The organism is Sphingomonas sp. S2M10, assembly GCF_012650175.1.
Taxonomy (GTDB): Bacteria; Pseudomonadota; Alphaproteobacteria; order Sphingomonadales; family Sphingomonadaceae; genus Sphingomonas.
The window spans coordinates 44,588-57,747 of record NZ_JAAILI010000006.1 but is presented as its reverse complement, the minus strand read 5'-3'; the positions used below and the strand labels follow the sequence as shown (position 1 = coordinate 57,747).

Below are 13,160 nucleotides of genomic sequence, written 5' to 3'. Positions count from 1 at the left end.
GCAGAGCCTTTAGTTGAGCGGGCCGAAGCCCCCGAGCCCGCGCAGATATTGCGCACGAATGTTCACGTCGGTCACGCCGTTTCCGACGTTCACGATCGCCTGACGCAGCTTGGGACGGCTGCGGCCCAGCCGCTGGTTCGACGGAAAGCCAGCGCCATCGGACCAGAAATCGAACTTGTTCTTGCCGTCGCGATCATGGGTGAACAGCAGGGCATAGGTGCCCGGCGCCGGCACCCGGATGCACATCATTACCGCACCCGAAGGCGGCGTGTTGGCCCAGACGCGGCGGAAGGTCTTGCCTTCCTTCGCCAGATCGCGGTCGTCCTTGAGGAAATCCTCCTCGGTCGCCGGATAGAGTTCCAGCTTCAGCCGGCCGGCACGATCCTTGAGGCCGCTGACCTCGACCTGGATCGCGGGGCCGCGTCCGCCGGTGCAGGCGGCGGCATCCTCGCCGAGCACCTGCGCCGACGCGCCGTGCGCGGTGGTGGCGGCAAGCACGGTCGCGACGAAAAGGGCGGAGCGGTTCATGCGGTTTTCCTCGTGAGCAGTGCGTGCAGGCCGAAGCCCGCGAACAGGATCATGTGGGCGACCAGCGACAGGCCCGCGATCAACGCCATCAGTTCGGACAGTGCCTCGCCCTGGCCGATGATCATGATCGCGAAGCTGGCGAAGAGCAGCTCCTTGTTCGGAACCAGCGGGAGGCGCCAGGCGAGCAGCCGGCCGGCCGAGAGCAGCAGCCAGATGCCGATCGAGACCTGCGGCATCGCGAAATGCCAGGCAAAGGCGATCAGCACCGAGCTGGCGATGATGCGCACGCAGTGGATGCCGAACACCCACCACAGCTGCCCGCGCGGCAGCGAAAACACACGCTTGGAAAAGATCAGGAAAGGCAGCGACATCGCGAAGATCACCGCGATCGAGCCCATCAGCGTGTTGAACTCGGCGGGTTTCAGCAGATCGATGCCGAAGGGCAGCGCCAGCGCCACCACCGCCAGCGTCATCGCGTTGCCGGCGATGGCGGATAGAATCGTAACGTCCTTCACGGCGCCGAACGGGGCAGCCACCATCTGCGTGCGCTGGCGTGCCCACGCGTAGAAATAGGCCTCGCCCGAATAGCCGAGCAGCACCTCGTTCGCGATTCGCTTCTTGTGGAGCGCGATCATCCCGTCGAGCGGAATGCGCCACAATTTGCGGAAGATGAGAAAATCGAAGGTCGGCGAGCAGATGTAGTAGAAGAGGAAGACGACGTAGAAGCGCGGGTCGGCGGGCATCACGAGCTTGTCGACGCCGCCGCCGAACAGCTCGCGCGCAAGCCCCACCACCATCAGCAGCGTCAGGGCGCCGCCGAGCCACATCGGCCAGCGGCGCTTGATCTTCTCGACAGGCTCCAGCCCGGCGAGATCGGGTGCAGCGGGAATCGCCGCTTCGGCCATGCGCATGTTCACCGGAGCGTCCCCAGCCTGCCTGTTCAATCCATCCAAAAGCGCCACCGACAAGACCGAAACAATCTCACTCTTCCGCGGATCGGCGTTCCCGGCTCTCCGGCGCGTCGCGCGACGTCAGGCTGTTTCCCAGCACATTGCGGTTTATTCCGGCAGCGATTTGGGCGTTAGAAAGGCAAATCGCAAGTATGTGCACCGGGTGCGCACGGAGCGCGCGTCAGCGCATCGCATAGCGCAACCCGATCCAAAGCGTGCGCGGTGTGGCGCGTTCGATCACCCCGCCGCCGCTGATTCCGGCCTGCACCTCGGCATCGAACAGGTTCTCGGCGCGCCCCTCGATCCGTAGTGCGGCTGTCAGCGGTACGCCCAGCGTGGCGTCGACCGTCCAGGCCGGATCGAGCTGCACGCTGTTCTGGTCGTCCTCAAAGCGCGCGCCGGCATAGCGCGCGGTGACGGAGGCGTTGGCAAGCGCCGCGCGCCAGGCGAGCGTGGCCGATCCCTGGAAGCGCGGCGTCTGCGCAGGGCGCAGCCCGTCGAGCGACACCGCCGCGCCCGAGGCATGGACACGAGGATCGGCATAGGCCCAGGATCCGGCGAGACTCCACGCGCCGATCGTCCACCGCCCGTCCAGTTCGAGGCCCCTGGCCTCGACCGCGTCCAGATTCTGTCGCTGGCGATAGGCGCCGGCCGCCGAGACGAAACCCACGCCCGGGAAATTGCCCGGGCCGCGCGCCAGCGTGACATTGGCGATCGCGCCGTCCAGCCGGTTCCAATAGCCGGTCGCGCGGAACACAAGGTCCGGCACCGGCCGCAGATCGATGCCGACTTCGCCACCCCATAGCCGCTCGGGATCGAGGTCCGCATTCGCCGCCGTGGCGTCCGCCCCGGCGCGGAACGGGCGGTAGAGTTCGTTGAGCGCCGGCAGTCGCCATCCCCGATAGCCCGCCGCCCGCAGCGTGACCGGTCCCAGCGCATAGGCCGCCCCCAGACGCCCGGTCGGTTCCCAGCCATGGCGGTTGCCGTAGCGCGTGTCGGTGAGCACGGCACCATTTGCCAGCGGCGCCTCGAACAGGCTGCCGTCATAGATCGTCCAGTGATCCAGCCGGCCGCCGGCGTCCAGGGTCCAGCCCCCCCCAGCATAGCTGGCACTGGCGAAGCCGCCGGTCGTGAGGCTTGCGCCGCCTGCAACGCGCCGCCGCGTCGGACTCGTGCCGACGAAGGTATAGCGCTCGCGCGTCTCCCCGGATACGCGGCGGACGTCTCCGCCCAGCCGCAGCGTCACGCCTCCGCCGACCGGCGGGGCAATCTCGACTCGGCCGCCGAGCCCGGTCGCGGGTACGTGCTGCTGCACGACGGGGCTCACCGTGTCGCGCGCGGCGGAGATGCTGGCGAAGCCGCTGTCGAACTGCCGCACCTGAAGATAGGCGAGCGCCGACCAGCCCCATTTTCCATCCTGACCGTCGCCGCGGCGAACCATCCGCACGCTGGCGTCCGCACCCTTGCTCAGCACGTCGGTGAAGGCGGTCCCGCGGTCGCGTCGATCGGTGAAGCCGGAAAGGTTCGTCTGCAGCTCGGTCCCGCCGCCCAGATCCGCGACGCCCCGCAGCGCGAGGCTGGCCTGTTCATACGGAGCGGCGCGATCGACACTGCCGGGGCGCACGATCGGCACGAAGCCGTCGCTGCGGCCATATTGCCCGGCGACCGTGAAGAACCCGCCGCTAACCGGCACCGCCGCGACGGCACTGGCGTCGACACTGTCGCGGCTGCCGTAGAAACCTGCGACGTTCAGCCTGCCCAGCTCGGCCGGCGTGCCGCTCTCCAGCTCGATCGTGCCTGCGAGCGCGCCGGGCCCGGCAAAGCCGCTGCCGCCGCCCCGCGTCACCCGTATACCGCCCAGGCGCCCCGGCAGATAGGCCGGAAAGGGCACCCAGCCGCCGAACGGATCGGTTTGCGGCACGCCGTCGAGCAGCAGCAGCGCGCGGCTCGAGGCATTGCCGCCCAGCCCGCGCAGGGTGATCCCCTGGCTGGTCGGGTGCGCCGAGGTGGAGGTGGAGCGGCGGAACTGGGCGAGCCCCGCGACATCCGCCAGCACGTCCTCGATCCGGTTGCTTGCGGTGTCGGCCAGCCGCGCGCGGTCGATCGTCACCACATCATAGGCGGCGTCGCCCGGCGGCACGTCGAGCCCGCGCCCGGTGACGACGATCTCGGCCTGTGAGCCCTCCTGCGCGAAGGCAGGCATCGCCACGCACAGCGCCGCCACGGCGCATCCCAGTTTTTCAAGCATTCGGGGCGACTTTGTCCGGATGGGCCGCAGCGAAGGCGGGATGGGCGAGCGCCGCCGCTTCCGCCTGCAGCAACAGGGGATAGGCATCCAGCGGAACGGCGAAGCGACGGGCGTTGAACAGTTGCGGGACCAAGAAACAGTCGGCGACATCGGGCGCGGCCCCGCCGAGGAACGGCCCGGCACCACCGGCGGCGCGCACCATCGCCTCCAGCGCGGTGAGCCCCTCGGTCATCCAGTGCGCGGTCCAGGCCGACCGGGCATCCGCATCGGCCTCGAGCCGCTGCTCCAGATAGCGCATCACCCGCAGATTGTTGATCGGGTGCACGTCCATGCCGATCACCATCGCGCGCGCCAGCGCATCCGCCCGCGCGACCGCATCGGCCGGGATCAGCCGCGGCTCGGGATAGCGCGCGTCGAGCCAGTCTAGGATCGCCAGGCTCTGGGTGAACACATGGCCCTCCGCCTCCAGCGCGGGCACCAATCCTTGCGGATTGCGCGCGAGATGCTCGGGGCTGCGCTGGGCATTTTCCAGCAGGGGCAGCTCGTGCCGCACATAGTCCACGCCCTTCAGGTTGAGTGCGATCCGCACCCGATACCCCGCCGAGGAGCGGAAATAGTCGTGCAGCACCAGCATCGGCTCAGTCCTTGTCGCTGTCGTCGTCGCTTTTGGGCTTCTTGCCGTTCAGCCGCGCATTGCTCTCCAGCGCCACCTTGATCATCGCCACCATCGGATCGGCCAGCGCCAGTCCGAGGATGCCGAACAGCGTGCTCGCCAGAATCTGCGACGACAAGGTCAGCGCCGGCGGCAGGTCGACCGTGCGCTTGGCGACCATCGGGATCACCACATAGCCGTCGAAATTCTGCACGGCGAAATAGATGACCAGCGCCCAGATGCCGGTTTCCTGGCCCGCGCTGAACCCCACCGCCGCCATCAGCACGCCGGAGATGATCGCGCCCACATTGGGGATGAACGCCAGCACGCCGGTGATGATGCCGAGCAGCAGCGCCATCGGCACGCCCACGACGCTGAGCAGGATCCAGGTCAGCACGCCTTCGAACGCCATGCCGAGCAGGCGTCCGGCAAGCAGCCGCCGCATCGTCGTCGCCATGCCGCCGAGCATGTGGGCGAAGGCGTGGCGCCGGTCCAGCGGCACCATCCATTGCAGCCCGCGCTCGTAGATGCGGGGGTCGAGGGCGATGAACAGGCCGATGATCAGGATCATGATCATGCTGGTGACCGCGCCGATCGCGGTGCCGACCGCAGTGGTGAGCCGCCCGATCGAACCCAGCCCCTCGCGGATCAGCCCGTTGAGGTCCGACCGGCCGGGCATCAGCCCCATGTCCGATGCCCAGCGCGCGACGCGGTTGGCCTGCGTCTCCAGCGTGGTGCGCAACTGCTCGGCCTGGTCGGCGATCTGCATGCCCGTGCGGTAGAAGACGAGGCCGAAAAAGGCGAAGACCAGCAGCAGCACCAGCGCGATCCGCAGGCCGCGCGGGATCGGCAACACCTTGCCGATCAGCCGCGCGCCACCGTCGAGCATCGACGCGAAGACGAGGCCGCCGAAGATGATCAGCAGCGGCTGGACCAGCAGCACGATGAGCGCGATGCCCACCGCCATGCCCAGCCAGACGGCCGCCTTCTTCAACTCGGCGCGGGTTTCGGGATCGCGAAATTCGTTCGGGCCCGGTTCGCGCACGACGCGGACGTGCGCGGACTCCAGCGGATCGTTGCTCATTGTTCCTCGTGGGTAGGGTGCAGCGAAATGCCGAACCGATCCCCACGGAAACCCGTGAACCACGTCAGCGGGTTCCAGGTGGACGAGCCGTCGCGCGAAAAAGTGATGAATTCGGCGCGGCCACCGATATTTTCCCACGGCACCGCCCCCCCCAGTCCGCCCTGATCGAGGGCGAAGCGGCTGTCCGCGCTGTTGTCGCGGTTGTCGCCCATCAGGAACACATGGTCCTTCGGCACGACGGTCGGCGGGAAATTGTCGCCTGCGGAATCGCCCAGATCGGCGATGTCGTAGCTGGCGCCGTTCGGCAGCGTCTCGCGGAACAGGGTGAGGCTGCAATAGGCCTTGCCCTGGTGCACCACGCGGCGGCCCGCATAGAAGCTGGACCCTCCCCGTTCCGGATCGGGATCGCAGCGCGTATTGCCGTCGATCGGCACCAGCCGTTCGCCCAGCGGTTCACGCGCGACCTGCTTGCCGTTGAGCCAGACCATGCCGTCGCGCACGGCGATGGTATCGCCGGGCAGGCCGATCACGCGCTTGATATAGTCGGTGCTGTGCTGGGGCGGGGTGACGATGACGATGTCGCCGCGCGCCGGGAGGCGTCCGAGAATGCGCCCGGGAATGGGCGGCAGCAGGTGGAAGGTCGGGGTGACGAAGGAATAGCCATAGGGATATTTGCTGACGATCAGCTGGTCGCCCACCCGCAGGTTCGGCAGCATCGATTCCGACGGGATATAGAAGGGCTTCGCGATCAGGCTGTGGAAGGCCAGCACGCCCAGCACCAGCCAGAAAATGCCGCGCAGTTCAGCCCACCAGTCCGTACCTTGCCGGGTGGCGCTCTGGCGTCGCTCGCTCCGCTTGCTGCGCAACACCAGTTCGTCCACCCCCATCGTCATTCCTTTTCCGCCGGCACGGCCTCGATCATCACCATCGCGAACGCCCAGGGCAGATCATCCGTGAGCGTCAGATGCACCCTGGCCACGTGTCCCGCTGGCGTCATGGCGTCAAGTCTCGCCTTGGCGCCGCCGGTCAGCGCGAGCGTGGGTGCGCCGAACGGTGCATTAACCACGCCGATATCCTTCATGAACACACCCCGGCTGAACCCGGTTCCGACTGCCTTGGAAAATGCCTCCTTGGCCGCAAAGCGCTTGGCCAGCGTCGGCGCATAATTGTGCGGGCGCTTTGCGGCCTTGGCGAGCTCGACCTCGGTGAACACGCGCCGCTCGAACCGCTGCCCGTACCGATCGAGCGACTTGCGGATCCGTTCGATGTTGCACAGGTCCGAACCGAGCCCGAGGATCATGCTCTCACCGTGCCGAGTCCATCAGCGCGCGCATCCGCTGCACCACAGGGGCGAGACCGTCGAAGATCGCCTCGCCGATCAGAAAGTGGCCGATGTTGAGTTCCATCACCTGCGGGATCGCGGCGATCGGCAGCACGTTGTCGAAGGTGAGGCCATGGCCCGCATGCGGCTCGATGCCGTTGCGGGCGGCGAGTGCCGCCGCGTCGGACAGCCGCTTCAGCTCCGCCGCCAGCGCGTCGCCGTCCAGCTCGGCATAGCGGCCGGTGTGCAGCTCGACAACGGGCGCGCCGAGCCGGATCGCCGCATCGATCTGGCGCGCCTCGGGCTCGATGAACAGCGAGACCCTGCTGCCGTTGTCGCGCAGTTTGGCGACCATGGGCGCGAGCAGATCGAACATGCCGGCCGCATCCAGGCCACCCTCGGTGGTCCGCTCCTCGCGCTTTTCGGGCACGATGCACACCGCGTGCGGGCGATGCTTCAGCGCGATCGCGAGCATCTCCTCGGTCGCCGCCATCTCCAGATTGAGCGGCACGGTCAGCTCGGCCGAGAGCCGGGCGATATCGGCATCGGTGATGTGGCGGCGATCCTCGCGCAGATGCGCGGTGATCCCGTCCGCCCCCGCCTCGGCCGCGAGCAGCGCCGCGCGCACCGGATCGGGATAGCCGCTGCCGCGCGCGTTCCGCACGGTGGCGACATGATCGATATTGACCCCGAGGCGCAGCTTGCCCGTCATGCGGTGATCGCCCGGCTCCCCGGCTTGATCGCCGGGATCGCCGCCAGTTCGGGCGGCAGCTGGTCGGCCGGATAGGCGGGCACGTCGAGCTTGGTCAGCGCGATCAGCGGCACGCCGACATCGGCCTTGCCGTTCGAGCGATCGACGATGCACGCCGCCCCCAGCAGCGTGCCGGGATGCTTGCGGATCGCCGCGATGCATTCGCGCGAGGAAAGCCCGGTAGTGACAATGTCCTCCACCATCACAACACGTGCACCTTCGGGAATCTCGAAGCCGCGGCGCAGCTGGAACTCGCCGTCCTCGCGCTCGACGAACACCGCCTTGCAGCCGAGCGCGCGCGCCGTCTCATAGCCCGGGATAATCCCGCCGATCGCGGGGGATACGACCATGTCGACCTGCCCGAACGTCTCGCGAATCAGCGTGCCCAGCGCGCCGCACACCCGCTCGGTGCGGACCGGATCCTCGAAGATCCGCATCTTCTGGAGAAATACGGGAGAGCGCAAACCCGAAGACAGGATAAAATGCCCCTCAAGCAACGCACCTGCGTCGCGAAATTCGTCGAGGATGGCGTCTCCGGTCAATGTCTGGGCTCCTGAAGTCAACGGTGGAACGATCCTTTAAGTGGCGGTGGCGGCGTCCGCAACCGCACGCGAAAAAGGTTGAGCATGGCCTTTTCCCAGCTATACCTTTGGTTCAAAGGGCCGCTAGGATGCCCCGGTTGTGCGTTCCTGGAGAGGGGTGACAACACCTTATGCGCAGTTTCTTGGTACCGACGATCCTGCTGGCCGCTGGTCTGGCCTTCGCTTCCCCGGGGCTGGCGCAACCCGCCGCCCCGGCCGCACCTGCTGCTGCCGCAGCCCAACCCGCTCCTGCGGCCAAGGTCGCCGATCCGACGCTCGACGCCGCCGGCAAGCCGCTGCACCAGGCGGTGCCGGGAGTCGGCGAGCCGATCGACAAAGCCATCTCGCTCCAGCAGCAGGTGACCCCCACCGGCCAGGAAGCGCACTGGTTCCACAACGTCATCCTGCTGCCGCTGATCACGATCATCTCGATCTTCGTGCTGGTGCTGCTGGTGTGGGTGATCGTCCGTTACCGCCGCGCCGCCAACCCCACGCCCTCGCGCACCAGCCACAACACCGCGATCGAGATCGTCTGGACGCTGGCCCCGGTGCTGATCCTGGTCGCGATCGCGATCCCCTCGATCAAGCTGCTCGCCGCGCAGTTCAAGCCCGCGCCGAAGAATGCGGTGACGCTGAAGGCGATCGGCAACCAGTGGTTCTGGTCGTATGAATATCCGGACAACGGCAACATCCAGCTGACCGCCAACATGCTGAAGGAAGGCGACCAGGTCGGCAAGGATCAGCGCTATCGCACCGATGCCGACGGGCCCCGCCTGCTCGCCACCGACCAGCGCGTGGTGCTGCCGGTGGGCGTGCCGATCCGGCTGGTCACCACCGCGACGGACGTGATCCACAGCTGGGCGATGCCCGCCTTCTGGATCAAGCTCGACGCGATCCCCGGCCGCCTGAACGAGACGAGCTTCATCATCCAGAAGGAAGGCGTCTATTTCGGGCAATGCTCCGAGCTGTGCGGCGCGCGCCATGCCTTCATGCCGATCGCGGTCGAGGCGGTGAGCCCGGCCAAGTTCGCGCAGTGGGTCGCCTCGAAGGGCGGCACCATGCCGGGGGCCGCGGCAGAGCCGGCGAGCACCACCGCCATCGGCAACGACACGACCGACGCCGCGGCCGCCAACGACGCTGCGGAAGCCGCACCCGCCGTCAACGCCACCGCCACGCCGGCACCGTCCAACCAGCCTGCGACCGCGAACCCCGCCGGCGCCGGCAACACGGGCAACTGAGCCATGACCGATACCGCGCTTCATTACGCCGGTGCGCACGATGCGCACCATCATGACGCCGATCACAAGCCGGGCTTCTTCGCCCGCTGGTTCATGTCCACCAACCACAAGGACATCGGCACGCTCTACCTGATCTTCGCGATCATCGCCGGCATCATCGGCGGCGCGATCTCGGGCATCATGCGGGCCGAGCTGATGCAGCCGGGCATCCAATACCTCCCCTGGTGGGTAGCCCAGCTGCACGGCGAAGGCACGTTCGACGAGGCGATGCACTTCTGGAACGTGCTGATCACCGCGCACGGCCTGATCATGGTGTTCTTCATGGTGATGCCGGCGATGATCGGCGGCTTCGGCAACTGGTTCGTGCCGATCATGATCGGCGCGCCGGACATGGCCTTCCCGCGGATGAACAACATTTCCTTCTGGCTGACCGTGGCGGGCTTCATCCTGCTGATGCTCTCGCCCTTCGTCGGGGTGGGTGCCGGCACCGGCTGGACGGTCTATGCGCCGCTCTCCACCTATGGCGAGCCGGGGCCCTCGGTCGATTTCGCGATCTTCTCGCTCCACCTCGCGGGCGCGGCGTCGATCCTCGGCGCGATCAACTTCATCACGACGATCTTCAACATGCGCGCGCCGGGCATGACGCTGCACAAGATGCCGCTGTTCGCCTGGTCGGTGCTGGTCACCGCCTTCCTGCTGCTGCTGGCGCTGCCGGTGCTGGCGGCGGCGATCACCATGCTGATCACCGATCGTAACTTCGGCACCGCCTTCTACGATCCGCAATATGGCGGCGATCCGGTGCTCTACCAGCATCTGTTCTGGTTCTTCGGCCACCCCGAAGTGTACATCATGATCCTGCCGGGCTTCGGCATCATCAGCCACATCATCGCGACGTTCAGCCGCAAGCCGGTGTTCGGCTATCTCGGCATGGCCTATGCGATGGTGGCGATCGGCCTGGTCGGCTTCGTCGTCTGGGCGCACCACATGTTCACCACCGGCCTGCCGGTGCAGGTGAAAATGTACTTCACCGCCGCGACGATGGTGATCGCGGTGCCCACCGGCGTGAAGATCTTCTCCTGGATCGCGACGATGTGGGGCGGCTCGATCAGCTTCAAGACCCCGATGGTCTGGGCGATCGGCTTCATCTTCATGTTCACCGTCGGCGGCGTGACCGGCGTCGTGCTCGCCAATGGCGGCGTCGACGACTATATGCAGGACACCTATTACGTCGTCGCCCACTTCCACTATGTGCTGTCGCTGGGTGCAGTGTTCAGCCTGTTCGCGGGCTTCTATTACTGGTTCCCGAAGATGACGGGCAAGATGTACAGCGAGCTGCTCGGCCAGATCCACTTCTGGGTGTTCTTCGCCGGCGTGAATCTGCTGTTCTTCCCGATGCACTTCCTGGGGCTCCAGGGCATGCCGCGCCGCATCCCCGACTATACCGACCAATATGCGTACTGGAACCATACCGCGACCGTCGGCTACATGATCATGGCGGCGGGCATGGCGGTGTTCTTCGTGAACATCCTCTACGCTCTCTTCGCCGGCAAGAAGGCGGAGGCCAACCCCTGGGGCGAAGGCGCCACCACGCTCGAATGGACGCTGTCGAGCCCCCCGCCCTTCCACCAGTTCGAGACCTTGCCCAAGATCGACTGATCCGGGCAGGGCTGGACGAACGGACGCCCCGGAGGGAAACCTCCGGGGCTTTTCCTTTGCCGGTACGCGCCTTGTCGCTCTTCGGATGAAGTTGGTAACGGCCGCATGCTATATCCGGCCCCGGACGCACCGTTCGCGCGTTCGGACAGATACGTCACCCCTGGAGACCACCCCATGCGTACCCCTTATGCCGACTGGATGAAGATCGGCCTCGATAGCTGGATGCTGGGCATTGAGGCTTCGACGGTGATCGGAATGCGGCTGACCAAGCTCGCCGCCGGCGGCCCCGCCGCCACCGCCGAGGCGCAGCGCATGGTCGCGGAGAAGATGCAGGCCGCCTGGGAGCTGCAGGTGGCCGCCGCCACGGGCCGACTCGGGAGCACCCCGGAAGCGCAGGCGAGCAAGACGCTGAAGCATTATCGCCGCAAGGTGCGCGCCAACGCCAAGCGGCTGGGCTGACAGGCCTCTTTCGCCCGCCCGAGACGCGCCGTATATCGGGAACGATGATGTCCGTGACCAACGCCAATCCCGCATTGCCCGCCGATTGGCGCGATTTCCTTGCCCTCACCAAGCCGCGGGTGATGACGCTGGTCGTCTTCACCGGGCTGTGCGGGATGCTCGCCGCCCCCGTGCCGATCCACCCGGTGCTCGGCTTCACCGCCATCCTGTGCATCGCCCTGGGGGCGGGGGCGGCCGGCGCGCTCAACCAATGGTATGAGGCCGATCTCGACGCCAAGATGAAGCGCACCCAGGGCCGGCCGCTGCCCGCCGGGCGGATGGAACGCCAGTCGGCGCTGCACTTCGGCGTGGGGCTTGCGGCGTTCAGCCTGGTGCTGATGTATGTCGCGATCAACCTGGTCGCGACGCTGATCCTCGCGGTCTCGATCCTGTTCTACGTGTTCGTCTACACGATCTGGCTCAAGCGCCGCACGCCGCAGAACATCGTGATCGGCGGCGCGGCTGGCGCCTTTCCGCCGCTGATCGGCTGGGCCGCCGCGACGGGCGATGTCGCGACGCTGCCGCTCCTCCTGTTCGCGCTGATCTTCCTGTGGACGCCGCCGCATTTCTGGGCGCTCGCGCTGTTCGTGAAGACCGATTACGCCAATGCCGGCGTGCCGATGCTGCCGGTCGTCTCGGGCGAGCGCACCACGCGCATCCAGATCGGCCTCTATACGCTGCCGATGATCGCCGCCGCCGCCGCGCCCTGGCCGCTGGGGCTGAGCGGCATGGTCTATGGCCTCACCGCCGCTTTGATGTCGGGCATCTTCCTCGCCATGGCGGTGCAGGTCGCCACCCGCCGCACCGACGTGGAGGCCGAGGGCGGGGACCGTATGATCCCGGAAAAGCGGCTGTTCAAATTCTCGATATTGTATCTGTTCGTGCTATTCGGCGCGCTGGTGATCGACAGGTGGGTGGCATGAACGACTCACGCGGAGAGGATGTGTTGCGGACGCCGGCGGCGGAGCTGGAGCTGATCCGCGCGCGCCAGCGGTCGCGCGCGCGGGTGATGGCGTGGCTACTGGGCGGCTTCGTGCTGCTCGTCTTCGCCATCTCGATCGTGAAGATGCAGCTCGGGCACGGCGGATGAGGATCAGCCGCAACCTGCGCGTCGGCCTGATGGGTGCCGTGCTGGTGTGCGGCATGACCGGGCTCGGCTTCGCCGCGGTGCCGCTCTACCGGATGTTCTGCGAGGCGACCGGCCTGAACGGCACCACCCAGCGCGGCCTGCGCGCGCCCGGTGCCACGGGCCAGAAGATCACGGTGGCGTTCGACAGCAATGTCAGCCCGAAGCTGCCCTGGAAGTTCGCCCCCGAGCGCCGCGAGGACGTGATCGACATCGGCGGCCGCGACATGGCCTTCTTCACCGCCACCAATGTCTCCAGCCGCCCGCTCACCGGCACCGCGACGTTCAACGTCACGCCCGCGCAGGTCGGCAAATATTTCACCAAGATCCAGTGCTTCTGCTTCACCCAGCAGACGCTGCAGCCCGGCGAGACCGTGCGGATGCCGGTGATCTTCTTCGTCGACCCGAAGATCCTGAACGATCCCGACGCGCGCGACGTGGAGGAGATCACCTTGTCCTATACATTTTATCCAGTGGATTCGCCGAAGACACCAAGCTAGCATCGCGCAAAATTGAGAGAGGATTGG

At 67.0% G+C, this 13,160-nt stretch carries 15 protein-coding genes; 6 read left to right on the top strand and 9 right to left on the bottom strand.

Annotated elements, in window-relative coordinates; all coding sequences use genetic code 11:
• Window positions 1-9: 9 nt before the first annotated feature.
• From S2M10_RS01235 to pyrE, 9 genes are all read right to left on the bottom strand, one after another.
• Window positions 10-528, bottom strand: coding sequence for a DUF2141 domain-containing protein (locus S2M10_RS01235; RefSeq protein ID WP_168844475.1), 519 nt, complete (start codon window positions 526-528; stop codon window positions 10-12).
• Complete coding sequence (locus S2M10_RS01230; RefSeq protein ID WP_211090802.1) at window positions 525-1,433, bottom strand: hypothetical protein; 909 nt, start codon at window positions 1,431-1,433, stop codon at window positions 525-527. Before S2M10_RS01230 ends, S2M10_RS01235 begins: the two co-directional genes overlap by 4 nt.
• Before the next feature lie 226 nt (window positions 1,434-1,659).
• The gene (locus tag S2M10_RS01225; protein WP_247650548.1) at window positions 1,660-3,681 is read right to left on the bottom strand and encodes a TonB-dependent receptor; all 2,022 of its coding nucleotides are present in this window, start codon (window positions 3,679-3,681) and stop codon (window positions 1,660-1,662) included.
• Window positions 3,682-3,718: 37 nt separating this feature from the next.
• Entirely contained in the window at window positions 3,719-4,360 is a 642-nt protein-coding gene (maiA, locus tag S2M10_RS01220) for a maleylacetoacetate isomerase (protein WP_168844473.1), read from the bottom strand.
• 4 nt (window positions 4,361-4,364) lie between these two features.
• The gene (locus S2M10_RS01215; protein WP_168844472.1) at window positions 4,365-5,462 is read right to left on the bottom strand and encodes an AI-2E family transporter; all 1,098 of its coding nucleotides are present in this window, start codon (window positions 5,460-5,462) and stop codon (window positions 4,365-4,367) included.
• On the bottom strand, window positions 5,459-6,349 hold the full coding sequence (gene lepB / locus S2M10_RS01210; protein ID WP_168844518.1) for a signal peptidase I: 891 nt from the start codon (window positions 6,347-6,349) through the stop codon (window positions 5,459-5,461). Before lepB ends, S2M10_RS01215 begins: the two co-directional genes overlap by 4 nt.
• Before the next feature lie 2 nt (window positions 6,350-6,351).
• Window positions 6,352-6,762, bottom strand: a complete 411-nt coding sequence (acpS, locus tag S2M10_RS01205) for a holo-ACP synthase (RefSeq protein ID WP_168844471.1) — start codon at window positions 6,760-6,762, stop codon at window positions 6,352-6,354.
• A gap of 4 nt (window positions 6,763-6,766) precedes the next feature.
• Complete coding sequence (locus tag S2M10_RS01200) at window positions 6,767-7,495, bottom strand: pyridoxine 5'-phosphate synthase (RefSeq protein ID WP_168844470.1); 729 nt, start codon at window positions 7,493-7,495, stop codon at window positions 6,767-6,769.
• Window positions 7,492-8,076, bottom strand: coding sequence for an orotate phosphoribosyltransferase (gene pyrE / locus S2M10_RS01195; protein WP_168844469.1), 585 nt, complete (start codon window positions 8,074-8,076; stop codon window positions 7,492-7,494). The genes S2M10_RS01200 and pyrE overlap by 4 nt, the downstream gene beginning before the upstream one ends.
• Window positions 8,077-8,246: 170 nt before the next feature.
• On the opposite strand from pyrE, the gene coxB reads away from it, so the two are divergent.
• From coxB to S2M10_RS01165, 6 genes are all read left to right on the top strand, one after another.
• Entirely contained in the window at window positions 8,247-9,353 is a 1,107-nt protein-coding gene (gene coxB / locus S2M10_RS01190) for a cytochrome c oxidase subunit II (RefSeq protein ID WP_168844468.1), read from the top strand.
• 3 nt (window positions 9,354-9,356) lie between these two features.
• Window positions 9,357-11,009, top strand: coding sequence for a cytochrome c oxidase subunit I (gene ctaD, locus S2M10_RS01185; protein ID WP_168844467.1), 1,653 nt, complete (start codon window positions 9,357-9,359; stop codon window positions 11,007-11,009).
• Window positions 11,010-11,183: 174 nt separating this feature from the next.
• Window positions 11,184-11,468 (top strand): hypothetical protein, encoded by a 285-nt coding sequence (locus tag S2M10_RS01180; RefSeq protein WP_168844466.1) that lies wholly within the window; start codon window positions 11,184-11,186, stop codon window positions 11,466-11,468.
• A 44-nt stretch (window positions 11,469-11,512) separates the two neighbouring features.
• Window positions 11,513-12,430, top strand: coding sequence for a heme o synthase (locus tag S2M10_RS01175; protein WP_168844465.1), 918 nt, complete (start codon window positions 11,513-11,515; stop codon window positions 12,428-12,430).
• A complete protein-coding gene (locus tag S2M10_RS01170; RefSeq protein ID WP_168844464.1) occupies window positions 12,427-12,597 on the top strand; it encodes a hypothetical protein in 171 nt (56 codons plus the stop codon). Before S2M10_RS01175 ends, S2M10_RS01170 begins: the two co-directional genes overlap by 4 nt.
• Complete coding sequence (locus tag S2M10_RS01165) at window positions 12,594-13,133, top strand: cytochrome c oxidase assembly protein (RefSeq protein WP_168844463.1); 540 nt, start codon at window positions 12,594-12,596, stop codon at window positions 13,131-13,133. The genes S2M10_RS01170 and S2M10_RS01165 overlap by 4 nt, the downstream gene beginning before the upstream one ends.
• Window positions 13,134-13,160 lie beyond the last annotated feature (27 nt).

Coding starts and splice junctions, on each gene's coding strand:
- S2M10_RS01235 (WP_168844475.1), bottom strand. CDS start 528: ATGAACCGCTCCGCCCTTTTCGTCGCGACCGTGCTTGCCGCCACCACC.
- S2M10_RS01230 (WP_211090802.1), bottom strand. CDS start 1,433: ATGGCCGAAGCGGCGATTCCCGCTGCACCCGATCTCGCCGGGCTGGAG.
- S2M10_RS01225 (WP_247650548.1), bottom strand. CDS start 3,681: ATGCCTGCCTTCGCGCAGGAGGGCTCACAGGCCGAGATCGTCGTCACC.
- maiA (WP_168844473.1), bottom strand. CDS start 4,360: ATGCTGGTGCTGCACGACTATTTCCGCTCCTCGGCGGGGTATCGGGTG.
- S2M10_RS01215 (WP_168844472.1), bottom strand. CDS start 5,462: ATGAGCAACGATCCGCTGGAGTCCGCGCACGTCCGCGTCGTGCGCGAA.
- lepB (WP_168844518.1), bottom strand. CDS start 6,349: ATGGGGGTGGACGAACTGGTGTTGCGCAGCAAGCGGAGCGAGCGACGC.
- acpS (WP_168844471.1), bottom strand. CDS start 6,762: ATGATCCTCGGGCTCGGTTCGGACCTGTGCAACATCGAACGGATCCGC.
- S2M10_RS01200 (WP_168844470.1), bottom strand. CDS start 7,495: ATGACGGGCAAGCTGCGCCTCGGGGTCAATATCGATCATGTCGCCACC.
- coxB (WP_168844468.1), top strand. CDS start 8,247: ATGCGCAGTTTCTTGGTACCGACGATCCTGCTGGCCGCTGGTCTGGCC.
- ctaD (WP_168844467.1), top strand. CDS start 9,357: ATGACCGATACCGCGCTTCATTACGCCGGTGCGCACGATGCGCACCAT.
- S2M10_RS01180 (WP_168844466.1), top strand. CDS start 11,184: ATGCGTACCCCTTATGCCGACTGGATGAAGATCGGCCTCGATAGCTGG.
- S2M10_RS01175 (WP_168844465.1), top strand. CDS start 11,513: ATGATGTCCGTGACCAACGCCAATCCCGCATTGCCCGCCGATTGGCGC.
- S2M10_RS01170 (WP_168844464.1), top strand. CDS start 12,427: ATGAACGACTCACGCGGAGAGGATGTGTTGCGGACGCCGGCGGCGGAG.
- S2M10_RS01165 (WP_168844463.1), top strand. CDS start 12,594: ATGAGGATCAGCCGCAACCTGCGCGTCGGCCTGATGGGTGCCGTGCTG.